The 26384-nt window shown below is 46.2% G+C and carries 17 protein-coding genes; 11 read left to right on the forward strand and 6 right to left on the reverse strand.

All coding sequences use genetic code 11. The features are described from left to right. Positions 1-35 precede the first annotated feature (35 nt). From IJE10_09445 to nadE, 5 genes are read left to right on the forward strand one after another with little or no spacing between them, the layout of a single operon-like run. Positions 36-1334 carry a UDP-N-acetylglucosamine 1-carboxyvinyltransferase gene (locus IJE10_09445; GenBank protein MBQ2968328.1) on the forward strand — a complete coding sequence of 433 codons (1299 nt, stop codon included), beginning with the start codon at positions 36-38 and terminating at the stop codon, positions 1332-1334. Between the two features lie 59 nt (positions 1335-1393). Further along, complete coding sequence (locus IJE10_09450) at positions 1394-2977, forward strand: hypothetical protein (GenBank protein MBQ2968329.1); 1584 nt, start codon at positions 1394-1396, stop codon at positions 2975-2977. A gap of 3 nt (positions 2978-2980) precedes the next feature. Continuing rightward, positions 2981-3763 (forward strand): MBL fold metallo-hydrolase, encoded by a 783-nt coding sequence (locus tag IJE10_09455; protein ID MBQ2968330.1) that lies wholly within the window; start codon positions 2981-2983, stop codon positions 3761-3763. Positions 3764-3787: 24 nt separating this feature from the next. Beyond that, a complete protein-coding gene (locus IJE10_09460) occupies positions 3788-4312 on the forward strand; it encodes a cysteine hydrolase (protein ID MBQ2968331.1) in 525 nt (174 codons plus the stop codon). An 18-nt stretch (positions 4313-4330) separates the two neighbouring features. After that, entirely contained in the window at positions 4331-5062 is a 732-nt protein-coding gene (gene nadE, locus IJE10_09465; GenBank protein ID MBQ2968332.1) for an NAD(+) synthase, read from the forward strand. 57 nt (positions 5063-5119) lie between these two features. Here nadE and IJE10_09470 read toward each other — a convergent pair whose 3' ends face one another. After that, on the reverse strand, positions 5120-11689 hold the full coding sequence (locus tag IJE10_09470) for a hypothetical protein (GenBank protein MBQ2968333.1): 6570 nt from the start codon (positions 11687-11689) through the stop codon (positions 5120-5122). A gap of 199 nt (positions 11690-11888) precedes the next feature. Here IJE10_09470 and IJE10_09475 point away from each other — a divergent pair, with 199 nt between their 5' ends. Then, entirely contained in the window at positions 11889-13727 is a 1839-nt protein-coding gene (locus IJE10_09475) for an alpha-L-fucosidase (protein MBQ2968334.1), read from the forward strand. Then, positions 13721-14572, forward strand: a complete 852-nt coding sequence (locus IJE10_09480) for a sugar phosphate isomerase/epimerase (GenBank protein MBQ2968335.1) — start codon at positions 13721-13723, stop codon at positions 14570-14572. Before IJE10_09475 ends, IJE10_09480 begins: the two co-directional genes overlap by 7 nt. 49 nt (positions 14573-14621) lie before the next feature. Here the strand turns inward: IJE10_09480 and IJE10_09485 are convergent, their stop codons facing one another. Beyond that, the gene (locus tag IJE10_09485; protein MBQ2968336.1) at positions 14622-16013 is read right to left on the reverse strand and encodes a mandelate racemase/muconate lactonizing enzyme family protein; all 1392 of its coding nucleotides are present in this window, start codon (positions 16011-16013) and stop codon (positions 14622-14624) included. A gap of 113 nt (positions 16014-16126) precedes the next feature. On the opposite strand from IJE10_09485, the gene IJE10_09490 reads away from it, so the two are divergent. Genes IJE10_09490 through hemW form a run of 4 tightly spaced genes read left to right on the forward strand, consistent with a single transcriptional unit; the run spans position 16127 to position 20931 of the window. After that, complete coding sequence (locus tag IJE10_09490; GenBank protein MBQ2968337.1) at positions 16127-16987, forward strand: helix-turn-helix transcriptional regulator; 861 nt, start codon at positions 16127-16129, stop codon at positions 16985-16987. Next, positions 16984-17970 carry a glycoside hydrolase family protein gene (locus IJE10_09495; protein ID MBQ2968338.1) on the forward strand — a complete coding sequence of 329 codons (987 nt, stop codon included), beginning with the start codon at positions 16984-16986 and terminating at the stop codon, positions 17968-17970. The genes IJE10_09490 and IJE10_09495 overlap by 4 nt, the downstream gene beginning before the upstream one ends. 18 nt (positions 17971-17988) lie before the next feature. Continuing rightward, on the forward strand, positions 17989-19794 hold the full coding sequence (gene lepA / locus IJE10_09500) for a translation elongation factor 4 (GenBank protein MBQ2968339.1): 1806 nt from the start codon (positions 17989-17991) through the stop codon (positions 19792-19794). 15 nt (positions 19795-19809) lie between these two features. Then, on the forward strand, positions 19810-20931 hold the full coding sequence (hemW, locus tag IJE10_09505) for a radical SAM family heme chaperone HemW (GenBank protein MBQ2968340.1): 1122 nt from the start codon (positions 19810-19812) through the stop codon (positions 20929-20931). A gap of 46 nt (positions 20932-20977) precedes the next feature. Here hemW and IJE10_09510 read toward each other — a convergent pair whose 3' ends face one another. The 4 genes from IJE10_09510 to IJE10_09525 all read right to left on the reverse strand — a co-directional run bounded on the left by IJE10_09510 (position 20978) and on the right by IJE10_09525 (position 26374). After that, entirely contained in the window at positions 20978-21682 is a 705-nt protein-coding gene (locus IJE10_09510; GenBank protein ID MBQ2968341.1) for a hypothetical protein, read from the reverse strand. Between the two features lie 18 nt (positions 21683-21700). Then, complete coding sequence (locus tag IJE10_09515; GenBank protein ID MBQ2968342.1) at positions 21701-22669, reverse strand: AEC family transporter; 969 nt, start codon at positions 22667-22669, stop codon at positions 21701-21703. Positions 22670-22689: 20 nt separating this feature from the next. Then, on the reverse strand, positions 22690-25476 hold the full coding sequence (locus tag IJE10_09520; protein ID MBQ2968343.1) for a family 16 glycosylhydrolase: 2787 nt from the start codon (positions 25474-25476) through the stop codon (positions 22690-22692). Positions 25477-25597: 121 nt separating this feature from the next. Beyond that, positions 25598-26374 carry an amino acid ABC transporter ATP-binding protein gene (locus IJE10_09525; GenBank protein ID MBQ2968344.1) on the reverse strand — a complete coding sequence of 259 codons (777 nt, stop codon included), beginning with the start codon at positions 26372-26374 and terminating at the stop codon, positions 25598-25600. Positions 26375-26384 lie beyond the last annotated feature (10 nt).

The following is a 26384-nucleotide window of genomic DNA, read 5'->3' on the forward strand; positions in this document are numbered from 1 at the left end:
GCAAAATTTGAATCATATATACTGGAGATTTCGAAATGGAAAAACTACTGATAACCGGCGGAACGCCTTTAAAGGGTGATGTAACCATCGGCGGAGCAAAAAATGCCATTGTGGCAATCATTCCCGCAACCCTTTTGGTTGAAGGTAAGTGCGTGATTGAAAACGTACCTGCCATTAACGACGTTTCTGTCATTATGGGCATATTGTCCCAGCTGGGTGCCGAAACCCGCTGGATTGATGAAACCACCATTGAAATAGACTGTTCTTGCGTAAACTCCTGCCGTGCTACCTTTGACCTGGTTAAGAAAATGCGTGCCTCTTATTATCTGATGGGCGCACTTCTGGGTCGGTTCAAGCACGCAGTTGTATCCTCACCCGGTGGCTGTAATTTCGGCTCAAGACCTGTGGATCAGCACTTAAAAGGCTTCCGTGCTTTGGGCGCTGAAGTCAGCGAGCATCACAGCTACTTTGATGCAAGCCTGAACAAAATGATGGATGATTACTATGAACTGGAAACCGACCAGCTGGTAGGCGGTCAGATTTTCTTTGACGTGGTATCGGTGGGCGCAACCATCAACGTAATACTGGCAGCTGTCCGTGCCGATGGTATTACCATCATTGAAAATGCTGCAAAGGAGCCCCACATTGTAGACCTTGCCAATTTTTTAAACTCCATGGGTGCACAAATCAAGGGTGCAGGTACAGATGTCATTAAAATTAAGGGTGTGGACAGCTTACACGGTGGTACATACTCGGCAATTCCTGACTATGTGGAAGCCGGTACCTACATGCTGATGGCGGCAGCCACCAAAGGCGAAGTGATGATTAACAATGTCATCCCCAAACACTTAGAGTCCATCACCTCCAAAATCCGCGACGTAGGCGGTCAGGTGGTTGAATATGACGACGCGGTATTTGTAAAAGGACCGCAAAAAGTGCGTTCTGCCCGTGTTAAAACCCTGCCCTATCCGGGCTTTCCTACAGACCTTCAGCCCCTGGTCGGCACATTGCTTGCCATCGGTCAGGGCACAAGCTTTTTAACCGAAGCTGTATGGGACAACCGTTTCCAGTATGTGGAGGAATTAAACCGCTTTGGCTCTAAAATCACCGTCAGCGGTAGCACGGCGGTTATTGAAGGTGTTGAAAAGCTCCACAGTGCAAGAGCACGCTGTACCGACCTTCGCGGCGGTGCGGCAATGGTTATGGCAGCACTGATGGCAGACGGCACTTCGGAAATCAACAACCTGATTCATGTAGACCGCGGTTATGAAAATTTTGAAGAAAAGCTTCGGGCTCTGGGCGCAGACATCCGTCGCGTGAATTCAGACGACTAAAAACTTTTTTGGGGGTAGCAATGGCTACCCCTTTTTTCAAAACAGAAAGGAGATAAAAAATGAAACGGACATTTTTCTTACTTGCACTCTGTTTCGTACTGCTCCTGTCCCTTTTGCCCGTACAGGCATTGAACGTGGGCGATGTAGTCGGTACCATTTACAACACAGATATTCTGGCCTTTGTGGACGGTGAACCGATCCGCTCTTTCGCATTGGACGGCAAAACCGCAATTTTAGTGGAAGACCTTGCCCGTTTCGGCTTTGTGGTGGGCTACGACGATGCCTCCCGTACCCTTTATGCCTATGTTAAGCCCAATACCTTTCCGCACCGTCCCGAAGAAAACATCACGCGTGGCACAGTCGGCGGCACAGCAGGCAATATTTATCATTCGGACATTCAAACCTACATAAACGGTGTTTTAGTCCCCTCCTTTGCACTGAACGGCGTATCCGCTGTTGCCATTGAGGACATCGCAACCGACAGCACCACCGACAAAAGCTCTCACACCTGCATGACCTATACCTGGGACGGAGAAAACCGCACCATCCGTTTAAATCCCGTGTATGACAACACCGCAAAGGTGGCAGGCGCAGGCAATTTCTATATTGAAAACAGCGAAATTCATTTCGTGCAGGACGGACGCGTGCCGGAAGGTGTTTTTGCTTCCATCCCCGACAACGCCTATGCCCTGCCCTTGACCTATGAAAATCAGGTAGTTGCCCATGCGTATCAGACCTATATTACTGTGCCCGACCAGAACAATTCGGACACTCACCATCTTCGCACCGACAAGCGTTTTATTATCGACTGGGATTACGAGGCATTTCTGCAGCGAATCGCAGAAAGAGAAAATCCCGTTTACACCCATGCTCAGCTTTTCGCGCAGGAAAGTGCAAAACTGACCGACCCCAAAACCATGGAATTTGAAGAATACACCTTGCTGTATGACACCCAAAGCATTCTTTCGGTTTCCAAATCAGAACCCTCTTACGTTACCGATTTTTCCGAGCTGATTGCGCTTGACGGCATGGTGGACGTTGTAACAACCTATCAAAAACCGAATTTCACCGTAAAAACTGCTCAAAAAAATGAGAATTTCGGTATATTCTTCATTGAAAGCGATAAAGGGCTTTTCATGCTCCGGGCAGAAAACGGCTATGGCTTTCTTTCAAGATTTGAGCCTGCCCAAAGCGATATCGGCACGGTATATACCAGAAAATCCACGCGCACGGTGCAAATGCAAAAGGGCGCGGTAACGATAGACGGAAACCAAACGCCCATTACCGAGATTGTGTACTACGGTATGTGGCGGTATCTGCCCTTAAAAGAGCTGACCGATGCCATCGGCGGTACGGTTACTACCGACGGGCTTTCGGTTTCGGTTACTGCAGAAGGCAACCACACCTATTTTTGCGAAACAGAGGATGTAAACCACTTCCCCGAGGTTTATCCCCTTGCGGATAACGGCTATCATCCCGTATTTTTGGTAAACAATACACCAAAACAGCTTACCACTCAAATCACCACGGGACATTTTGAAAACACATCCCTCCAGACTGTGGAGTTGCCTCTTATTTGTATGAACGGCAAAATCTATGTTCCCGTAGCACCCCTAGACTTTTTAGAATACAAGGAGAATTAACCTATGCAATTTTGTTCGGTAGTCAGCGGCAGCAGCGGAAACTGCTTATATGTCCGGGAAAAGGATACCCGTCTTTTGATTGACTGCGGTTTAAGCGGAAAAAGCACCAAAAGCGGACTTTTCTTCAACGGCATAGACATAAATGACATTGATGGGGTTTTAATCACCCACGAGCATATTGACCATGTAAAAGGCATCGGCGTGCTGGCAAGGCAGTATAAGATTGATATTTACCTTACCAAGCGTACCTATCAGGCGATGCCGTTGTCGGTAGGCGTGATTCCGTCTGAGAAGCTTCATTTTATCTCGGACACCCCTTTTCGGATTAAAGACATTTCGATTGAGCCATTCCCCATCCCGCACGATGCGGCAGACCCCCACGGCTTTCAGCTCTGGGGCGAAAAAAAGGTGTGTATCGCAACCGATACAGGTAAAATCACCCCCGAGCTTTTAAGTGCTGTAAAGGGTGCGGATTTTGCGTTGCTCGAGTCCAATCACGATGTGCATATGCTAACCCACGGTCCTTATCCATGGAGCTTACAGCAACGTATTTTGTCAGACTTCGGGCATCTGCCCAACAGCGATGCTGCACAGCTTTGTGTGTGGGCGGCACAAAACGGCACCAAACGCATTATGCTGGGTCATTTAAGCGGTGAAAACAACACCCCCGAGCTTGCTTACAAAACCACCCACACAGCGCTTTGCAACGCAGGCTTTACAAATGTTGCCAAAACCTTAGAGGTTGCCTCCCGCTCGTTCCCCTCGGAGTTATTTGAAATCCTGTAAAGGTACAGAATAAGGAGTGAATTTATGAAAAAAATACTGATTGTTGTGGATATGCAAAAGGATTTTGTGGACGGTGCACTCGGTACAAAAGAGGCGGTTGCCATTTTGGACAATGTGGTACGCAAAATCGAGCAGTTCGACGGAGATATTATTGCAACCTATGACACACATCCCGAAAGCTATATGGAAACGCAGGAGGGCAAAAATCTGCCTGTCCCCCATTGTATCAAAGGCACAGACGGCTGGCAACTTGACCGAAGAGTACAGACCGCGCTGAACAAAAGAACTTACAAAGCCATTGAAAAGCCTACCTTTGGTGCAACCGCACTTCCCGAATACATCAGGCAAAGCTACAACCCAAATGAAATCGAAATTGAATTAATCGGACTTTGTACCGACATCTGTGTGGTATCCAATGCGCTGTTACTCAAAGCCAACTTTTTGGAAACAAAGGTAAGCGTAGATGCTTCCTGCTGTGCCGGGGTAACCCCAAAAAGTCACGAGGCGGCACTTTGCACCATGAAAATGTGTCAGGTGCATATTCTTTAAAAACGGAGGAATTTTATCATGTTCAATGCAGAAAAAGTAAAAAACGACTGTGTTTTATGGATTCGGGATTTTTTTGAAAAGAACGGCCCCGGTTGTAATGCAGTGGTCGGCATCTCAGGCGGTAAAGACAGCTCGATTGCCGCGGCACTTTGTGTGGAGGCTTTGGGAAAAGACAGAGTTTACGGTGTTTTAATGCCCCAGGGCAATCAGCACGATATCGACATGGCATATCTTCTTGTCAACCACCTAGGCATCCGCCACTTCGAAGTCAATATCAAAGACGCCGTAGACGGCATTTTAAAAGGTATGCCTGAAAATCTTGAAATCACGGCACAGACCGTACAGAACATTCCGCCCCGCATCCGCATGACTACGCTTTATGCAGTCTCCCAGAGCGTAAACGGCAGAGTTTGTAACACCTGCAATCTCTCGGAGGACTGGGTGGGTTATTCTACCCGTTACGGCGATTCTGTGGGTGATTTTTCTCCCCTTTCACATCTTACCGTAACCGAGGTCAAGCAAATCGGACATCTTCTCGGCTTACCCAAAGAGCTGGTGGAAAAAACGCCCATCGACGGACTTTGCGGTAAAACCGATGAGGAAAACTTAGGCTTTACCTACGCAGAGCTTGATGTATACATTCGTCAGGGCATCATGGAGGATGCCGATAAAAAAGCACTTATCGACCGCAAGCACAAAATGAATCTTTTTAAGCTGGAGCTTATGCCCGCCTTCAAGCCCGAGCTTTAAAAGAGAATGTAAAAAAAAAGACTGTAAAATTCACTTGAATTTACAGTCTTTTTTTTATTACTCAATTATATCACCGAGTGGCGTAAAGCTTCCGTTTCCGTACATGGAACGGTTCCACAAGAATGCTTTCTGATTTTCTTCTAAAGTCAGCTCATAGCCGTCAAAGAAGCTTGCGTAGCCGTTTTCCACATGGTCAACGCCTAAGAATGCACCGTTTTCGTCATAGTTTGCCACAACGATTCGAATCAGGCTTGCGCCGTTTGCCAGAAGCAGGAATTTGCCCTCCTGCATCTTAAAGTCAAACACCTTGCCGTCGGCATTTTTGTTTGCCAGATACAGGTTGCTGTGGTCATACACCTCATTTACGAATACGCCTTCTTTGTGGAGGTTGCCGTTTTCGGTTGCATATACCCAGTCATCGCTTTCCTTGCTCACATTCAGCATACTCTGTATATGCAAATCGGTTCTGTCATCCGCACGCACAACCGCATCCACCGGCACGCCCTGCATAAACAGCTTTTCGCCCTTTTTAACCGTATACCCGCCGTTGGTGGTTACATTGGTTTTCAGCGAAACAAAGCCTGTAAGCTTTGCACCCTTAAAGAATGCCGTTGCACTGTCGGTATCGCCAAACTGCATCAAGCCGGGAAGCTTAGAAGTTGTCAGGCAATATTTAAGCTTATTGTCCAACGTACCTGTCGCACTCAGCACCTCGGACGCGCGAATGGGTGCAAAGTTTTCTGCCGTTTCCGCTTCCTTTTCAGCGGTTGTAATCACTGCATTTTGCGGAATGGGCAGCATGGATGCCGCATATACCCGCTTACCGTTTACAAAAATATCGTTTGCGGTCACATCAAAGTCGGCATCTGCCGTTATCACCGCATCCAAAACGGTCGCTTCTTTCTGTATACCGCCCAAAACGCTGTTTATATCGCTTGTTTTTCCGTTCACCTCTGCCGTATACGGCTTTGCGGTAACAGAAACACCGTTTACGGTAGCTGTGCCTTCTGTAAGCGTAACCTTTTCAAAATGATTCTGACACAGTTGGTCAAGCAAGGAATGGTTAAACAGATTCTGCTCATAAAGCAATGCTGAAGGACTTTCGTTCACCGGAACAAACGCAAAAGCTTCTACTCTCGCATGTCCCGAAGAACTGTTGTCTATCTGTACAAAAATCGGTTCACCTGTCTTTACATCCACCGTTGCAATCGCACCGCTTACTGTCATGCCATCATCCCAGAACCAGCTGTTGATATTAAAATCATCACTTGCTTTTGTCGGTGCTGTGTCGAATCTGAAAGTTTGTCCGTTGATATTGGCTTTGAGTGGCCGACTGCCTGCGTTTGTATCCTTGCGAAGCGCATACACCTTATATTTTCCTGTCATGTCGGACGTAAATACCCCGAACGGACCTTTCAGTATCGAAATGGTGGCATTATTATAATAGAATGTAAAGTTACCCTCGCCTGCACCGCCATTGACTAACTTATAGGCGTTTGCTTCATAGCCGTATTCGCCACGGTCAAGGGCTTCTGCCGTTAAGAATTTTGTGCCCGTGGGGAACGAACCTATCTGTATGGTCCCCTCGCCACGTTCTGCAGTAATCTTACCCCCCAAAACGGTCATAGCCGGTACAGAAACCAGCTGACTTGCCGTAAGGCTTTCAACCTCTGCAGGCTGTGCCACCCCGTTTGCATCATACACCGTTGCAGAAACAGCATGCTCTGCAATATCCGCAAACGCAAGCTCTAAACACAGCATGGTTTGGGCAGAATTGAGTCTTACATACCGAACCGGAACATCCGCAAAGGTAATTTCTGCTACTCTTCCCTCTTCCACAAGACCTGTGTTTTTCAGGGTTGCACGCACGGTCATGCCCTTAAGGTCTGTATTTTCGATACTGCCTGCGGTAAAGTTGTCAAAGCTCTCATAGCCGAGGGCTTTTTCCTGACCTGCCTTAAGAACAACCGCAACGCCTTTTTGTCCCACATAGCTTGCAGAGCCTGTGCCGTTTGTGGTAAGCTCTACACCGTTTTTCGGAATGCTTGTGGGTGCTGTAACCGTTATTTCGTTATTCACCGTTTCGGTTGCAACAGGTTCAACTGTAGCCGTTTCGGCAAGAGTTTTCACCGAGCCGTCTCCAAAGGTGGTTTCTACGTTAAATTCAATGCCCTTTGCAGTGTTTTCCGCAGGAATAAAGAATTCATACGGGAATGCAGTATCGGTCACCTCATTAAAATTCTCTTCGCCTGCAAAGCGCCATTTCAAAGTGGTGCTTACAATACCCTCATCGGCACCGTCACCGCCACCTACTGCACTGTTTCCGTCTTCATCCACAAATGCAACCTGCTCGGTGGAACGACCGCCCACAAAGATATAACCCATATAATTTTCGGGGTCGAGTGCCAAAGCATACGCCTTTACATCATATCCGGTATTCGCACTGTAAATATGACTACTGTTTACAGGTGTATAGGTTTCGCCCTCATACATCAAACCGATGGCAGAATTGCCCATATCCATCTGCGCACCGTCGGAGGACGCATCAAAATCAATGGAGGCATAAGCAGGCTCCGTAATGCCCGTACCGTTTACCGCAACAGTTACAAGACCTTTTTTCGGAACGGTTACCGTCAGCGCGTTGTTTTTAACGGTGGCCTCGGTCACGTTGCCCTCTGCATCGTAAATGGTTGCTGTACCTTTTACATTTAAGTCTGCGTTAAAGGTAAGGGTTACCGTTTCATTGTTGTCCCCTGCGTTGGAAAGGGCAAAAGCCGCTCTGCCGTTCTTTCTGCCTGCAATCCAGTCGATTTGCTTGTTATCTACCGTTACCGTGCCTTCCTTCAGCCACGGCCACATATCGGTTTCATCATACATTTTGCCCGCTTCTGCGCCGTATGTACGGTTATTAAACCAGGCATAGCCTTCTGAACGGACATACGGGAAATCAATCGCACCGTCTGATTTTACATAGGCATTGGAGAACAGATAATCCTGTACAGAAGCCAGCAAAACAGGGATGTGATGGAAATAGAACTGTGTGGTGTCATATCCTTTATAGGGGTAATCCGCAAGACCCGGAGTCGGATTATAATTGAAGATATAATAACCCGGATAGTTTGCAAATCTGCCTACCAGCGAGGATCTTGCAAGGTCCATCATCAGCTGATCGTCCGAATGGTAACCCAGTCTTAACAGCTCAGGTGCAAAGGTAGACATATAAATGTTATCATTTCGGCTGCCGCAAGTGCTGAACTGTTCCAAAGAAAGACCAACCCTTGCCGTTACCCATTCAGGATATACTGCCGCACTGCCGTCTGCACTTAAGGCGCCGGGCGCATACGCACCTTCACCCAAAGCATTGGCAGGCACCTTTCTGTAATACTCGGAATCGTTTTTGTAGGTGGGATTTGCATAATCCTTCAGCACCGCACCGCGTCTGTAGCCTGTATTTCCGTACCACCAGCAACCGTTTCTGAACAGTCTGGTTTCCAGCCACAGTTCTTCGGTATCTGCGGTACGCATAACCTCTTTGCTTTCGGACATATCGGTCGCACGAAGGGTTGGAAGTAATCTTCTCGCGCCCTCGATTGCCGCATCTAAATATTTGGTTTCGCCCGTTGCCTCATACACATCCATCATAGACGGGAAATGCGGGAAATAGCTGATGTTTATAAAGGTTGATTCATCCACAAAATTGCTTGCAGAGCTGAATGCTCGTTTGCTGTAATATTCATCCGCCAACGCTTTTGCATTGGTTAAGTCGGAATTTCCCATGGCATAATCGTAAAAGAGCGCTTCAGCCGGACTTTTTAAGGAATTCACACCGCCCTTTTCAATATTGGAGTTTTTAATGCCGTCCTGCGCTAAGTTGCGGAATACGGGCATCAACCCACGCGACAAGCGGTATGCACCTTCAAAGGTTGTGTTGCCGGCCGGTGTATCGCTGGTAACCAGAGATTTGTTGATGGGACCCTCCGAACGGTATTCGTAGGTGTATTCTCCACTCATATGCGGACCGCTTCGGGTGAGCATGGTTGCCATCATGGGAAGCGTTCTGTCCATCAGCAAATCCTTATCCTCGGTTAACAGATAATACTGCAAATACGCATGGGGATTGGAATTGGTAACGGTGTAGGTATCTTCAATGTTATAATGGCCAATCAAATCCTTGTCCCAACCGCTGGCAGAATCGTCTTTTAAGAGATTTAACAGATTGAATGCGGTATCGGTCATGGAGGCATAGAAATTGTCACGGTAATCGTAAACGCCTCTTAAATCGGTCGCCACATGCGCATACATTTTATACCAGCCCTGATTTTCACCCTCAGACGAAACGGATGCCAACGGACGGTAGGTAAAGGTATAGGTTGTACCCACCTCAAAATCTGCATCGGTTGTACCGAAAAGGGGTGCAAAAATGGAGGGCTGTACGCCGCCGTTATAACCGACCGTACCCATACCAAAGCCCGAAACTCTGTCATACATATCAATGTAGATCGCTTCTCTGTCCGCGGTTTCCTTGTTGTCATAAAATTCGCGGTTCTGATGCCATACGTTGTCAATCTCTGCTTCATCCGCCGCAACACCCAAGGAAATCTCCTGCCCTGCCTCATTCATCTTATAGGTCATCTGGGTGTGGTTGGTGGTAGAAGTTGCCTCACGGATTAACACACCGGGGTCGGGATATCTGCTTTCCTGATAACGGAACGGATTTAAGATGTAGCCCACTTCTTCTTTATCAATTTCATTGACATTGTTAAACATACCAAAGGAATACACGCCTGTTTTTTTAGCGGTGTAGGTTACCGCAACCTTTGGTTCTTCATCGCCTTCTGCCAAAGACCAGATGGCTTCTGCTTTGGCATATTCGCCCTCGGCAGTCATTTTCACACTGCCGTCAGAAAGCTTTTCCATGCTGCTTGGTACTAACCATTCGGGTATACCTGCACGGAACACGTTCTCGGTTACAATTTCGTAATTGCTTCCGCTGGGGATGGTAAATACGTTTCTGAAGTTTGCGTAATACGCGGTGGTCTGGTCATCGGTGGTTTTATTTGCAAACAGGGATAAAAAGCCAAAGCCCTCTTCAAAGGTATTGGTTGTAACCCCGTCGGTTACGGTTTGGCGCTGTACGGTTTTTGTGCCGTCTGAAAGCGTACCCTCTTTAAAGGTAACCGAAACTTTAGCATTGGAAAGGGTGATTTCTTCTTCTACAGAAGAAAGCGCAGCCTGATATTTTTCGGGAAACTTTACTTTATCATCATACGGCGAACGCGCATCAAAGTTCAGACCAAACTGCATTGCGGTTTCCATATCGTTGCTCGGCACATAATAGGGATCACGGGTCAGCACAATAGCATCCACTCTTGCGTACTGACTCTTTGCTTTAAGCTCGATTTTAAGCTTGCCGTCGGTTACCGCCACGGTATCACCGGGGTACCCCATCTTTTCCCATGCCCACAAAACCTTTGTTTCATCCTCGGGCTTAGAGGTATCCTGGGGATAGCAATGGGTACCGAACTGAGATAAATACACACTGCTGTCACCCGTCTTTTTAAATTCATTGCCGTTAAGCTTTAAAACAAAACGGCGTGAGCCTGTTCTGTAATAGGGATAGTCACCGGTATGTACATACACATAATAGTTGCCGTTTGCAACCTCAAACTCCTGATATGCTGTGGTACTGTCGGTATCTACAGCGGTCGAGCGAAGCATCAGCTCCTTATATGACTCAGGGGACGAATCGCGAAGCCAGCTTCCCAACTCATGAAAATTATCGGGCGAAATTGCATAGGATTCATAGGCATTCGGCACCAGTTTAATTGCAGAAAAACGAGTCACTCCCGTATGCGCGTCACCGGTTACCTGAACGGTTTTTGCACTGCCGTCTAAATAAACCGTACCAATTTTAAGCCAGGAATGCGCCTGTCTGTATGCCGATGCATGACAAAAGCTTTCTTCTGTTTCGGACTTGGCATTCAAAAGATTCACTTTCACGCCCATCTCTGTGGTTTCAGCATTGCCGACAGAGGGGATATAGTAATAAATATCCACCGCGCCGTTTAAAGCGGTCGGCACATCCCAACGCATATTGATGGTAGTGCCTGCACCGTACCAGTTGACGCTTTGCTTATAGCCTGCAACGGTCGTGCCCGATTTGGTCACACCTGCAGAAACCGAAGCATCCGCCTGATAGAAAATATATTCTTCTCTTTCGGTGATGCGGAGTGCACCCACACATCTGTTTGTATTGTTTGCGGTAATTGTTACCGTTCCGCCTGCCGTAAAATCGAATCTGCCAAGGGCATAATAGCCGTTACTGCTTGCAGTAACAGATGTTTCCTGTTCTCCGACTTTTGCGGTAATGTGCATCCCGTCATACAGATAAATTTCTGCATCCGAGGTGGCAGAGGTGGTGTTACCCACCGTAAAAGTCAGGGTTGCCCCTACCTCGTTGGCGGTTGCCTTGTTATCGCTTACCGTAAACTTTGAAGCCACAGCCTGCGATACCTCGTAAACCGTTTCAATTGCCTGTGCGGGCACAATCTCCGCGCCAAATGCCGAAACCGGAAACAGCGCCAGACATAAACTGCACACAAGCAATACGCTTAACATCCTTTTCATAATGTATCCCCTTTCAATTTAAATGCATATCTCTATTTTCCATTATATCACAAATCTTAAAATTTTATAGTAAAAACGTATCTTTTAATTGTAAATGCGTTCCATTTTTACATTTAAGTATATCATAAAAATAAAATACAGTCAATTGCTTGACATATAAAAATTTGGTGCTATAATGAAAACAAAAAAGGTGATTTTTATGAAACACGAGCGTTATTTCGGTTTGCATTTCGACTTTCACGCAGGCAATACCGCAGAAATTGGTTTAAACACCATCCCCGAAGATATTGAAAAATATATTACAGACAGCGGAATTGATTTTATTCAATGCGATTGCAAAGGGCATCCGGGCAACACTTGTTATCCGTCTGCTTTGGGTAATTCTGCCGATAATTTAAAGGCAGACAATTTAAAAGTGTGGGTAGATACCGCCAAAAAGCATAATCTCCCTATTTACATGCACTATTCGGGCGTAATGGATACCCGATATCTGGAAAAACATCCCGAACAACAGGCAACCCCCGGCAACCACAGCAATGCCGTTACTTTGTTTGGTCCTTATGCAGACGACCTGCTTATTCCGCAGCTTAAAGAATTATCCGATAAATACGGCGTGGCAGGGGTCTGGATTGACGGGGACTGCTGGGCAGTAGAGCGCGATTCTTCCGCATACGCAAAACCGCACTTAAAAGAAAATATGACCGAGCAGGAACACAACGAAATGATGCGGGAAGCGTACACAAAATATTTAAAGCATTATGTGGATGCCCTACATGCCCATAACCCCGATTTTGTTGTGGCAAGCAACTGGGCTTACACCTCTTATATGCCCGAATCCATCAAAGCGGATGTGGACTTTTTATCGGGCGATTACCCCAACTATAACAGTGTACATATCGCCCGCTACGAGGCGCGCTGTATTGCAAACCGCGGAAAACCCTGGGATTTGATGGCATGGGGGTTTGAATGGACACACGGAACCGAAAAACCGGCACCGCAACTGATGCAGGAAGCCGCTATGACACTGTCTTTAGGCGGTGGTTTTCAGGTTTATGTAACCCAAAACAAAGACGGCAGTGCCAAACGCAGTTTAAATCCGCGCTTTATTCCTTTGGGCAAATTTATGAAAGAGCGCAAAGCATTAAACTTCAAAAAAGAACCCTTTGCAGAGGTTGCCCTTTACTGTGACGAGCATTCCCGTTATGCAAACAGCAATATTTATAATGCCGCAGGTGCTACAAACGCTTTAATCGGCGGTCTGGAATGTGTATTGGACGCACAATACACCGCAGGCATTTTGTATACCTATCAGTTAGACGAACAGCTTAAAAATTACAAAGCAGTTTATGTGCCCGAATGGGAAGAAATCCTGCCCGAAAACAAGCAAAAACTGCTTGAATTTGCCAAAACGGGCGGTCACTTAATTGTAAGCGGTGCCAAAACCTGTATGCAATTTTCCGCCTCTCCTTTGGGCGATTTGGTTGAAAACACGCGGGTAAATCTATTGGGCAACGACCAAAGCTTTGCGTTGCTGAACGAAGGGGACACCATTAAACTTACCGAAGGAAATGGTGCACTCTGCGCTTTAGCCGATTTACGGTATCCCTTCGGCAAAGCTTACCGTACCGATTCGCTTGAAAAGGGTAAAATTACCTATATTCCTTTTGCTCTCGGCTTGAATTATTATGACCATAAAAACTATATGTTTACTGACCTGATTCGAAACATTTTAGGTACACCTGTCGTTGAAATCAACCAAAAATACATAGACATCACCTTGCAGAAGGATGCTGACGGCGTGACCGTGAACCTGATTAATCTCCTGCAGGGCAGACACAGCTTAAACTATACCGTTTACGATTTTGTGCCCGAGCGGTACGGTGTAAAGGTTAAAATCCACGGTTCTTTCACCGATGTAAATCTGCCTCTCGGCGAAGCCCACACCGTAAAAATCCACAGAGATTACGTAGAAATCGCGTTAGAAAAACTTGAAATTCATTCTTTGATTCAACTGAAAGGAGACCTAAAATTATGTTAATTTCAACCGAAATTGCTTCCGCCGCAAGGCTTGTGGGCGAAGAAAAAGCCATTGAATTTTACGCAAAGGCAGGCTTTGATGCCTGGGATTTTCCCACACATCTCATGCTTCCCTTTGATTGGGATACCATGAAATTTACCAAAACCAATCACCCTCTTGCAGGCAAGGATTATCTGAAGCATGCAAGAAGGCTTAAAAAAATCGGTGAAGACAACGGCATACATTGCAATCAGTCCCACGCACCAGCTCCGTCCTCACTCGGTATTTGTGACCATTTAAAACGTGCCATTGAATGTACCGCAGAGGTTGGTGCGGAAATTTGTGTTTTCCATCCGGACATCTACACGGATGTGGCAGGCAACACCGAGTTATTTTCAGCTCTTTTGCCCTTTGCCAAAGAGCATGGGGTGAAAATCGCCATTGAAAACCTGTTTGCCTGGGAAAAAGGAAGCCCCGATGCCTCCCCGACCGCCTGCTCAACCCCCGAAAGCTTTGACGCCCACTTAAATGCGATAAACGACCCGGATTTTGTGGCGTGTCTGGATGTGGGACATGCAGAAATGCTAAAGGATGCAACCTCTGCCACCCGATTGATTTACACTTTAGGCAATCGGTTGCAGGCCCTGCACATTCATGACAATGACCGCCATGGTGACAAACATCAGATCCCCTTTTCCATGCAAATTGATTTTGATGCCATCGTTAAAGCCCTGAAGGACATCGGCTATACCGGCTACCTCACCTTAGAAGCCGACCGTTATCTTGCTGATTTTACCCCTGAAACCGCTTTTGAGGGCTGTAAAAACTTAGCTGCCTCCGCAAGAAAACTCGCCGGCATGTTTTAAAAAGCAAAAAGACTTTCGCGAATTGCGCGAAAGTCTTTTTTTATCTACTTTAACTCCATTCTCTGTCGTTTGCCCATTCATCATTCCATTGGTCGGTGGGTTCAAACACACCCGGATATTTGTCATGAATGTGCTCCGCAATCAGTTCTTCGTTGAGTGCATCAATGCCAAGACCCGGCTTATCGGGCACATCCACAAACCCGTCTTTGAACAGCGGATTTTCAATGCCAATTGCCAAGTCATTCCACCAGGGCACGTCCACAGAATGGAATTCAACCGCCATCACATTCTGGATTGCCGCCGCAGTATGGATTGCCGCCATGCAGGCAATGGGGCTTTCTGCCATGTGAATCGCCATACCCACGCCATACTGCTCGCACAGATCTCCAAGCTTTTTGGTTTCCAATGCGCCACCGATGGTGAGCAAATCGGGATGCGCCACCGAAATACCGCCACAAGCCATCAGAGGTTCAAAATTCTTTGCCAAATAGATGTCCTCGCCCGTTGCCAGCGGTACGTTACAGCTGTTTGCAATTTTTTGGTAGTGTCCTGCCAAGTGCCAAGGCTGAATATCCTCAAGCCACGCAATATTATACTTTTCAAGGCGCTTTGCAAACTTGATGCAGTCCTCAATTGCCACATGCCCGAAATGGTCAATGGCAAGGGGCACTTCATAGCCTGCCACCTCACGCACCTGACGCACATACTCTTCTAAGTAATCCATCCCCTTTTCGGTAATATGTATACCTGTTGCATAATGGGGAATGGTAAAAATCTCATAGTTTTTGCCCAGCATCAGCTCTCTGTCAATGGAACCGCTCTGATGCTGAATGGCTTTTGCGGAGTATTTCTGAAAATCCCGAATCATCCCTAAGGGCGCATTGATACACCCCGGCTCATCATACAAAAGCTCAATTCCAAGGTCCATTTTCACAATGGTAAAGCCCATATCCATTCGTTTTTTTATGGCATGCCCCATATCGGTCCCGGTGTGCTTACCGTCCACATCGGTATCCCCGTACACACGCACCTTGTCACGGAATTTACCGCCCAGCATCTGCCAGAGCGGAACACCCCACGCCTTACCTGCCAAATCCCACAGCGCAATTTCAATCCCCGACACACCGCCACCCTGACGGGACGGACCGCCGAATTGTTTGATTCTGCGGAACAATTTGTCTACATTGCAGGGATTTTCGCCAATCAGACGGGACTTTAGCATCAGCGCATAGGTCGCACTCGAAGCATCACGCACCTCTCCATAGCCCACCAAGCCCTGATTGGTATAAATTTTAATGAGCGGACAATGCTTGGGCGCACCGTTTAAGTTTGCCACACGAATGTCTGTTATCCTAAGCGCGGACGGATTCGAACATACATTCACGTTTTCTGAAATCATTTCATTTAAATTCAGATTTTTTTCATTGGAATTCAGATTCATTTTGCATCTTCTCCTTGACATTTTCGTTTGATTTTACTATAATATAAATAATAAGGCAAATCATCAAATTTATTTCGTAATTTGCAAAATATATTTCGATTTGAGGTGAGTGCTTGCATCAGATTGTCACCGACAACACCGTTTTGCTCAAATGCTTTTACGCAAGGGTAAAAAAGGGCATCCGTTTAAACCGGATGCACCGCCACACCGAATTTGAAATTTCGATGGTTTTAAAAGGAAAAGGCGAATACACCACCGAAAAGGCTGTTTATCCCATGCAGGAGGGGGATATTTTCCTCTTTTCCACCGACGAACAGCATTGCATCACCAAAACCGAAAGCGAAGAGATGGAGCTTTTAACGTTGCAGTTTTCGCCCCGTTTTATCTGGGCAACCGGCAACCGCATGTTAGATTTTAAATTCTTAAAAATATTTTTTGACCGGAACGAAAATTTCAGCAACCGCCTCTTGGGCGATGCGCCGGAAGTACAGGCACTCCACCCTTTGCTTCGCACCATTGAAGAGGAGTTTTTAACCCGGAAGCCCGAATACGAGCTGATGGTCAAAGCCACCCTTTTATCGCTTTTGGTACACCTGATACGGGATTTTGACTATGTAAAGGATTCGGAGTATGCTTCACCCCGAAAGCAAAGCATTGAAAACATGGAAAAGGTAATGGTTTATATAGACAGTCACATCACAGACGTCTTAACCTTAGACGCGCTTTCTAAAATTGCCATGATGAGCAAAACCTACTTTTCCACAACTTTTAAGCACTTAAACGGCATCAGTCTCTGGGACTACATCACCGTAAAACGCATTGAGCTTGCCGTGGAATATTTAAAGCAAACCAACAAAACCATGCTGGAAATCGCAACCCTTTGCGGGTATAACAACACCGCAAATTTCAACCGAGCCTTCCGCAAGGTGACGGGCAAAACGCCCAAAACATACAGAAAGGATAAAGAATTATGAATTTCCAAGAAAAAATGTTACCCGTAAACAAAGAAGTCGGTACCTTTAGAGACCGCGGTTATTATACCTGGTGCGGTGCTATGACCAAGGAAGGTGACAAATACGGACTTTTGTATTCCAGATGGCCGTACAAAACCGGCATGAACGGCTGGGTTGTATGGTCTGAAATCTGCCTTGCAACCTCCGACTCTGCCACAGGCCCCTTTAAATTTGAAAAAGTTCTTTTAACCCGCGAAGAGGGTGACGAAGCCTGGGACAGAGACTGCTTCCACAACCCCTGCATTCTCTGCCACGAGGGTAAATATTATCTGTATTACATGGGCAACCACGGCAACGGCGAGTTCTGGCCCCACAGAAACAACCAGAGAATCGGCTTAGCTGTAGCCGACAGCATGTACGGTCCCTACAAGCGTATGGATAAGCCTGTTTTGGACGTTGGTGAAGAAGGCTTTGACAGCCTGATGACCTCCAACCCCACCGTGGTAAAACGTCCCGACGGCAAATTCCTTATGATGTACAAAGCGGTAAATAAAGAAGGCAATCCCCCCTGGGGCGGTGCTGTACTGGTGGGCACTGCACTGGCAGACAAGCCTGAGGGTCCTTTTGTAAAGGCAAATGTACCGCTGATGTACAACCCCAACAATTTCTTCTCTATTGAAGACCCGGGTCTTTTCTATTACAACGACACCTGCTACTGCTTGGTTAAAGATATGCATGGCTTTTTCACCAAAACCAACGAAAAATCCATGGCTCTCTTTACCGCAGAGGACGGTCTTTATAAATTTGAACCCTGTGAAGATTTTCCGCTGGCATCCGACAGAACGGTTAAATTTACAGACGGCACAACCATGAAAATGTGCAATTTGGAAAGACCGCAGGTTTATATTGAAGACGGCAAGCCGAAAGTGCTTTGCTGTGCCGTTGCGGAGGACCCGGAATGGAAAATAACCTACAACATCCAGATTCCGCTGGATTTTGAATAATACTTTTGGAGGAACCGAATGGCAAACGGACAGGAAAACATCAGAAATTTTTGCATCATTGCCCACATCGACCATGGCAAATCCACGCTGGCTGACCGCCTGCTGGAAGAAACGGGTGTGTTAACCGCCCGTGAAATGGAAGAGCAAATCTTAGACAATATGGATTTAGAGCGAGAGCGCGGGATTACCATCAAGGCCCGCGCTGTTCGGCTTGTTTATAAGGCGGATGACGGCAAAGAATATCTTTTAAACTTAATCGACACCCCCGGACATGTGGACTTCGGCTACGAAGTATCCCGTTCTCTTGCGGCATGCGAAGGAGCAATTTTAGTCGTGGATGCGGCTCAGGGAATTGAAGCGCAAACCCTTGCCAACACCTATCTTGCTTTGGAACACGATTTGGAATTGGTGCCGGTTATCAACAAAATAGACTTACCCTCGGCACGTCCCGATTATGTAAAAAATGAAATTGAGGACATCATCGGCATTGAAGCCCAGGACGCACCGCTCATTTCCGCAAAGCAGGGCATCAACATCCATGAGGTGTTGGAAAAGGTGGTGTCGGGCATCCCTGCCCCAAAAGGCGACCCCGAAAAGCCTTTGCAGGCGTTGATTTTTGACTCGTATTACGATTCATACAAAGGCGTAATTGTGTATGTCCGCGTAAAAGAAGGCTCTGTAAAGCCGGGCATGAAAATCCGCTTTATGGCAACCAATAAAGAGTTTGAAGTGGTGGAAACAGGCTACATGAAGCCTCAGGGCTTAGTGCCTGCAGACAGCCTTTCCTGCGGTGAGGTAGGTTATATTGCTGCCTCTATCAAAAACGTAAAGGATACCCAGGTAGGCGACACCGTAACCAACGCAAACAAGCCTGCATCCGAGCCGCTTCCCGGCTATCGCAAGGTTAACCCGATGGTTTTTTGCGGTATCTATCCTGCAGACGGCGCCAAGTACGGTGACCTGCGCGATGCTTTGGAAAAACTGCAGTTAAACGATGCGGCACTCATTTTTGAAGCCGAAACCTCCCAGGCATTAGGCTTTGGTTTCCGATGCGGTTTCTTGGGACTTTTGCATATGGAAATCATTCAGGAGCGGTTAGAGCGTGAGTTCAACTTAGACTTAGTGACCACCGCCCCCAGTGTAATTTATAAAATCATCAAAACCAACGGTGAGGTTATGAATCTGGATAACCCCACAAACATGCCCTCACCCACCGAAATTGAGTATATGGAAGAGCCCATTGTAACCGCCTCCATTATGATGCCTGCCGAATACATGGGCAACATCATGGAGCTTTGTCAGGAGCGCAGAGGCGTGTATTTAAACACCGAATACATTGACTCCGACCGTGTAACCCTGACCTATGAGATGCCCCTCAACGAAATCATTTACGACTTTTTCGATGCATTAAAATCCCGCACCAAGGGCTATGCGTCCTTTGACTATGAATGGAAGGGCTATCAGCGCTCCAATCTGGTAAAACTGGATATCTGGTTAAACGGTGAGGTGGTAGACGCTCTCTCGTTTATCATCCATTCCGAAAAGGCTTATGCAAGAGCCAGAAAAATTGCAGAAAAATTAAAGGAAGAAATCCCGCGCCAGCTGTTTGAAATTCCCATTCAGGCAGCAATCGGCAACAAAATCATCGCCAGAGAGACCGTTAAAGCCATGCGCAAAGACGTATTGGCAAAATGCTACGGCGGTGACATTACCCGTAAGAAAAAACTGCTTGAAAAGCAGAAAGAGGGTAAAAAGAGAATGCGTCAGGTCGGCTCTGTAGAAGTGCCTCAGGAAGCATTCATGGCAGTACTGAAATTAGATTAAAAAAGGAGGCGTACCATGCAGGACATTGGTTTATACATTCATATTCCCTTTTGCTTGCAAAAGTGCGCCTACTGCGATTTTTTGTCCTTTGGCGACCACACCCAAAAGGAAACTTATATGAAAGCTCTTTACAAAGAGCTTTCTTCTTTACAAGACCTTTGTAAAGACAAAACCGTTTCTACCGTCTATATCGGAGGCGGCACGCCTACGGTGCTTGAAACTTCCGAATTGGAACAGCTTTTGGAAGCGGTACACGCCTTTCCTTTAACTCCCGATGCGGAAATTACCGTTGAAGCCAATCCCGAAACGGTAAGCCTGCCTAAAATGCGTGCCTTAAAGAAAGGCGGTGTCAACCGCATCAGCCTTGGCGTGCAGGCAATGGACGACGAAATTTTACAGAAAATCAACCGTCCGCACAACGTGCTTAAAGTACTGGAAAGCTATGCAGCCCTTACCATCGCAGGCTTTACCAACATCAGCTACGATTTGATTTTCAACCTGCCCGACCAGTCCCAAGAATGCTTTTTAAACGGTCTGCAGATGCTTTTAAAGCTAAATCCTAAGCACATTTCGCTCTACAGCCTGCAGTTGGAAGAAGGCACACCCCTTTTTGAAAAGCAGGACAGCTACCTCTTTTTAGAAGAGGATGCCGAGCGGGAAACCTATCATAAAGCCCGTGCCATTTTAGCTGAAAACGGCATTTTTCAGTACGAAACCTCGAATTTTTCATTGCCGGGCTTTGAATCCAAGCACAACAACCGCTACTGGGAGGGCAAAGAATATTTGGGCGCAGGACTTGGCGCGTCCTCGTATTTTGAGGGTGTCCGCTATGAAAATCCTTTGGATTTTGATGCCTATTTTGCCCATTGCGAACATTTTTTCCCCCTGCACACAAAAGGCACTCCCCTTTCGGATGCCGAACGGCAAAGCGAGTTTTTCTTCTTAGGCTTACGCAAAACAAAAGGCGTGTCCCTTTCGGATTTTGAGAAAAGGTTTGGGCAGAGCGCCGAATCGGTATACGGAAACGCGATTGAAAAGCACTTAAAAAACGGACTATTAGAGCAAACGGACGACAACCTCCGCTTAACTGAAAAAGGCATAGACCTTGCGAATCAAGTCTTTCAGGACTTCATATAAAAGCAACACCGTGTCAATGACACGGTGTTATTTTTATATGTTGTTTTTATTCTGCTGTTTGTTCTGTTGTTTCGGTCGCTTCGTGCTTTGGCTCTTCCGTCTTTAAGGAAGAAATCATCTGCACCGAATATTTGCCGTCCTCGCACAAAAGCTCCAAAACTGCCTTGTCGCTTAAATAAAATGCACCCGAAAAGGAAATTTCCTTTTCTGCTTCGTCTGTTGCTACCACCGTGAATTTTTCGTTTGCAGGGGCTTGTAATGCCACCGAAACCTCTGCACTCGGCATCAGCTCACCGGCTAAAGCCACAGGCATATCGTAATCACCACTGCCCGACTTCAATTCAACGGTATAAAAAGGCATCTGGGTTTCATTCTGAATGCGAAGTGCATAGGTCTTTTTGTCCGCATCCTTTTTCGGTTTCACTTTCTTTACCGGCTCCTGTGCCAGAGAATCCAGAATGCGGATTTGCTCGTCCATCTGCTGAATCAGCTTCTTCACGTCCTTTTTGCTGTAATCATCAAATTTCGCATCTATCACTCTGCCTGCAGAACGGTACACCTTCCCCGCCTCTTCATAAAGCTTTACCGCAGAATCATCAGACACCGCCACAAACGGTGCCGCTTCATCATACACCTGTTCAAGCTCCTCAAATGTTTTAATTGCATCGGCAATCGTGCCATCATCTGCGTTACATCCCATAACCCAAAATGCCATAGCGACACAAAACAGTATAAGTACAATTTTTTTCATTTCATAATCCTCCCTTTTTTAAATACCGACAATCAGAAGCAGATACATCAGGGGCAACGTAACAACCGAAAGAGCATGGGAAATCATCGCCATGGACGCACCCGTTTTGGTGTCTCCGCCATATGCCGCAGGATACACAATGGTATTTAAGCCCAAAGGTGTCGCAAAGGCAACCAGAGCCATGATAATAATTTCCCTGCTTGTCCCGAGGGCATAAAGCGCAAGCACCAGCACCGCAGGAATCAAAATCAAGCGGAACGCCGTTACCGCATACACCTTTTTGTTTTGTATCAGCTCTTTAAAATTGTATCCGCCAATCACAACGCCTGCCAGAAGCATAGCAACAGGCCCCTGACATTTGCTGGCATTTCCAAAAGCATTCATTAAAAAGTCCGGCATATACTGCTTTGCATTCATAAGACCTAAAAGGATGCCCAGCACCAACGAAATCATAGGGGGTGTCAGCAAGCCTTTTTTTAAGCTTTGAAGCAAGCCTGCATTCTGTTCCTTAGGCACAAGCACGAACATGCCCCAGCTGTACCCCACCGCAAGCAACGGAAAGGTAAACAGCGAATAGCGGAAGAAAAACGCCTCACCAAACACACCTAAAATAATGAAATTCCCCATAAACCCATAGTTGCCGAAGGTTAAGGCGTATTTAAAAATGTTTCGCTGATAATTGTCCGCCGGGCTGTTTAACCGCTTTGGGATAAACAGACGGGACAGCGGATAGGCAATCAGCACCGCCACCAACACAATCCCGAGTCCGTATAAAAATAAGCTTGCGTTTTCCTTAAAGGTTTCGGGTGTACACTGGGTCATCTGATTGAAAAGAGATAACGCAGGCACAAACGCAAAGGTCTCCAGGCGTGCTAAGGTGATGTGTGCATTATCCGGCACAATCTGCTTTTTCCGAAGCACAAAGCCCACCAGAATCATGGTAAACATCATCAGCATTTGTTTGAGTGTAAGATAAAAAATTTCCATAGATTGTCATTCCTTAACAGTTATTGATCTTTATAAAGCGGTTTAAAGCTTGTCATGTTCTGCCAGAAGAACAAGCGATAGGGATTTTCTGCATCCTGCAAAGGAAGCTCGGTTACTGCCTCTTCAGGGGTGATAAACTGATAATTTACACCGTTTTCTGTGTTTTCTGCCAGAATAATTTTGCCCACATAGTACATGGCATGTCCTAAATCCACCGAAAGCTTGCCGTCGGTTTTGGTAACCTTCGGGGCATCGTAAAGGGGTACGAGCCGAACGCCCACAATACGCATAAATCTCTCTGTGGAGGAAATTTCCATATTCACCGTTTCATTGGCATCCATATCCAGCACACAAAGCTTGTGCCAGCCGAGCGGTGCGGTTTTCTGATTTAACAGATACTCTGTAATTTTGCCCTGTGCATAAACCTCTATCGTCATATTTGCAGAGGCGGTTGTATAGGACGCCGAATAAAATTCAACTGCATATTTACCTTGCTCAGGCGCCTGCAAAGTATATTTCACCTTCACATCTTCCCATTTGATGTTTTCTGAGCCGGTGCCGTCCAGATACGTGTTCTTTACAGGTGTGTTGGAATCCTTCCACACACCGCCTGCATATTCTGCTTTTGTTCTGTCCAGCATAATCTGTCCGCTTACATTTTCATTATTTACAAAAATCGCATGCTTTGCATTCTGGGGTAGTGCAAAAGACGTCATGTCTTTTAACGCCCGTTGCAGAACACTTTCGTTTATCAGCGCATCGGTGTCGTGAATCATAATTAAAGAATCGGAAACTGTTACCCCGTATCCTGCCTTTTTCAGGTCGTCCGCGGTTATATACACAGCATCCTCTTCCACATCCGCCACAATGCCTGCATCTATCTTTAACGCCTGATACGGAATGTAATACACCCCATCCTCATAATACGGCACCACTTGCTCATTGTTTTTTTCAAAGATGTAGGGGCTGTTTTTATACATAAAAATGCAGTTGCTGAGCATAACGCTTACCGCCTCATACACCGCATGTACCTCTTCATCATTGAGACGGAATCTGGATACGCGAAAATGCCCCGTCTGTCCTTCAACAGATTTTAAGGTCACCTTAAGCACTTCTCCTGCGTTTAGACTGTACCGTCCCAAAGAAAGCCACGCATCTGCAGAATTTACCGAGGTATCCAGCTCAACGGTTTTTTGCGTACCGTCGGGCAATTCGATAAGATAGGTTTGCTTTGAAACGTTACCGCCTGAGGGGAGATTCCGCCATTCCAGACGATACTGCCCCGTAAGCTCTGCCGGGATTTCCCAGTAAACCTCTATCGGCTCGCTGTCTTTTGTCAGCGTGGTATAGTAGGCATTCTCCAACAAACCGGATGTTTTCCATCTGCTTTCATCATACCGCACCGCATCGGTCAGAATAAAGTGCGGACCGTTTAAGGGGTCAACACCTCTGTAATTTTCGTATTTACGCACCCCTTCGCTTTCGGGTAGCACCAATCCTTCCTGTCTGTAAAATTCCAGACAATCTATCGAAAGAATTGTCTCTCCGTTCGACGCGGATTCCACCGCCACATAGGCGTAATCTGAAATCTCAATATCGGTAAGCGCAACTTCTGTCCACTTTCCGCCTGCCGAAATGGCTTTATAAGCAATTTCATCACCGTTTTTATCATAAACCACAAGGCGTGCCTTGTTCAATACGCCCGAAGTTTTAAATTTGCCCTTAAAAGTGTATTTGCCGGGCAGCAGATAGTTAAATTCCTGACCTGTAGACAAGCTGTATGGCTCTGCACTCTGGTGAATGTGATAACATATACCTTCCTCGGCACGAGGTGTTTTCTGTACTCCCGAAGCCTCTAAATCCCCTTTCACTTCAAAGCCCGAGGGATATTTGCTCGCTACAGGACGATTGTTCTCAAAATTGCCGTTGCTTAAAAGATTTGTATCCTGAATGGGCAACTGATAATAACGGAAATAATCAAACTGTGAACTGCCGAACAAGCCGTTTTCATCCGCTTTATCAAAATCTACATCGTATGTCCCATCTTCATTTAAAAGCTTTTCCGGTTGTGCAAGCGCAGTCAGCCACATATAAGCCTGACCATACTCCTGCAGGTTTTCCACAGTTCCCCAAAGCTCACCGTTTAAATAGTAATTAATTCTGTCGGGCAACCATTCCATACCCATAACAAACCATTCTTCCGAGCAGTCAAAGGTAAGCTCTTTGCCATTATTTATAATTTCGCCTCTGGTGTGGTCACCCACAAAATAGTGTACGCATTGCGGTATTTTAGGATACTCCCCGTCATCTCTGGAATCAATTTCAAATATGTCAATTTCCATAAAGGTATTATTTACAGGCGCATAGGCAGGTTTAGGTGTCAACGCACCATACCCGTAACCCGAATTCCAGAACGAGGTGTGCAATCCCCTTACACCGCTGTAGGCTTTTGCACGCACTTCATAGTAGCCGTAACGCAGAGTGTGATTGGTAATGATACCACCGCCCGTAAACGCATACTGCTTCGGCGGTTCAGTTTGCTCTGTGTCTGCTTCCGCATTTGTTTCTTCAGCGGGAATTTCCGCATATTTATAATCAATATGCAAAATACCGTTTTCTACGCGGACATTTTCTTTGCGGTTTGTATCACCGCCCCGATAACCCCAGATTTCGGTATTTAACGCATCTCCGTCAAACTCGTCTGCTAAAACCAGCTGATAATCCTCGCGCGGCGGTGCCGCAAAACAATGTGCAGCACAAAAAAGCATCGTACACAATATTAAACTGCAGAAAAAAACTTTTTTCATAAATTCATTCCTTATTACCCCATATATTTCCTCATTTTAATTTTACCAAAATTTCCGAAAAAAGTCAATAAAAAACAAGTCTGAAAACTTTGCATTTTCAGACTTGCTTTCTTGTCTTTCATTAAATTTTCGTATTTTGCAGAAATTCCTGCAACCGCTCGGTTTTGGGATTGGTAAAAATTTCTTCTGCCGTACCCTCTTCCGCAATAACACCCTGGTCCATAAAAATAACTCTGTCCGAAATATTTCTGGCAAACAACATTTCGTGGGTTACAATAATCATGGTAATGCCCTCGTCCGCTAAAGACTTAATAACCTTTAACACTTCATTGGTAATTTCGGGATCAAGTGCAGAGGTCGGCTCGTCAAAAAACAGAATTCTCGGCTTTAATGCCAGCGCACGCGCAATGGATACACGCTGTTTTTGACCGCCCGACAATTCCCAGGGGTAGTTTTTCAGCTTATCCGCAACCCCGACCTTGGTTAAAAGCTCGGTTGCAGTCTTTTCAATCTCTTCAAAAATTTCTTTTTTGTTTTGCTTAAAATCAGGTCTTTCCTTCGCCAGAAGCTTGGGCGCCAACATAACGTTATCTAACACATTATACTGGGGAAACAGATTAAAGTCCTGAAACACCAGACCGAAATTTAACTGTTTTTTACGGATTTCCGCAGGCTTTGCATGCAGTTGATTTTCGCCGTCAAACAGTTCTTCACCGTCTAAGTAAATTTTACCCTTGTCTGCCTTTTCCAAAAAATTGATGCACCGCAAAAGGGTTGTTTTACCGCTTCCCGAAGAACCGATAATAGACAAAACCTCCCCCTCTTCCATAGAAAAGCTTACGTTTTTCAGTACAGAGGTTTTGTCAAAGGATTTCTGTAAATTTTTAATTTCCAATATTTTCATAACA

The organism is Clostridia bacterium, from assembly GCA_017410375.1.
Classification (GTDB): Bacteria; Bacillota; Clostridia; order RGIG6154; family RGIG6154; genus RGIG6154.

Bases quoted from the DNA above. Each gene is read 5' to 3' on its own strand.
- IJE10_09445 (MBQ2968328.1), top strand. From the start codon at position 36: ATGGAAAAACTACTGATAACCGGCGGAACGCCTTTAAAGGGTGATGTA.
- IJE10_09450 (MBQ2968329.1), top strand. From the start codon at position 1,394: ATGAAACGGACATTTTTCTTACTTGCACTCTGTTTCGTACTGCTCCTG.
- IJE10_09455 (MBQ2968330.1), top strand. From the start codon at position 2,981: ATGCAATTTTGTTCGGTAGTCAGCGGCAGCAGCGGAAACTGCTTATAT.
- IJE10_09460 (MBQ2968331.1), top strand. From the start codon at position 3,788: ATGAAAAAAATACTGATTGTTGTGGATATGCAAAAGGATTTTGTGGAC.
- nadE (MBQ2968332.1), top strand. From the start codon at position 4,331: ATGTTCAATGCAGAAAAAGTAAAAAACGACTGTGTTTTATGGATTCGG.
- IJE10_09470 (MBQ2968333.1), bottom strand. From the start codon at position 11,689: ATGAAAAGGATGTTAAGCGTATTGCTTGTGTGCAGTTTATGTCTGGCG.
- IJE10_09475 (MBQ2968334.1), top strand. From the start codon at position 11,889: ATGAAACACGAGCGTTATTTCGGTTTGCATTTCGACTTTCACGCAGGC.
- IJE10_09480 (MBQ2968335.1), top strand. From the start codon at position 13,721: ATGTTAATTTCAACCGAAATTGCTTCCGCCGCAAGGCTTGTGGGCGAA.
- IJE10_09485 (MBQ2968336.1), bottom strand. From the start codon at position 16,013: ATGAATCTGAATTCCAATGAAAAAAATCTGAATTTAAATGAAATGATT.
- IJE10_09495 (MBQ2968338.1), top strand. From the start codon at position 16,984: ATGAATTTCCAAGAAAAAATGTTACCCGTAAACAAAGAAGTCGGTACC.
- lepA (MBQ2968339.1), top strand. From the start codon at position 17,989: ATGGCAAACGGACAGGAAAACATCAGAAATTTTTGCATCATTGCCCAC.
- hemW (MBQ2968340.1), top strand. From the start codon at position 19,810: ATGCAGGACATTGGTTTATACATTCATATTCCCTTTTGCTTGCAAAAG.
- IJE10_09510 (MBQ2968341.1), bottom strand. From the start codon at position 21,682: ATGAAAAAAATTGTACTTATACTGTTTTGTGTCGCTATGGCATTTTGG.
- IJE10_09515 (MBQ2968342.1), bottom strand. From the start codon at position 22,669: ATGGAAATTTTTTATCTTACACTCAAACAAATGCTGATGATGTTTACC.
- IJE10_09520 (MBQ2968343.1), bottom strand. From the start codon at position 25,476: ATGAAAAAAGTTTTTTTCTGCAGTTTAATATTGTGTACGATGCTTTTT.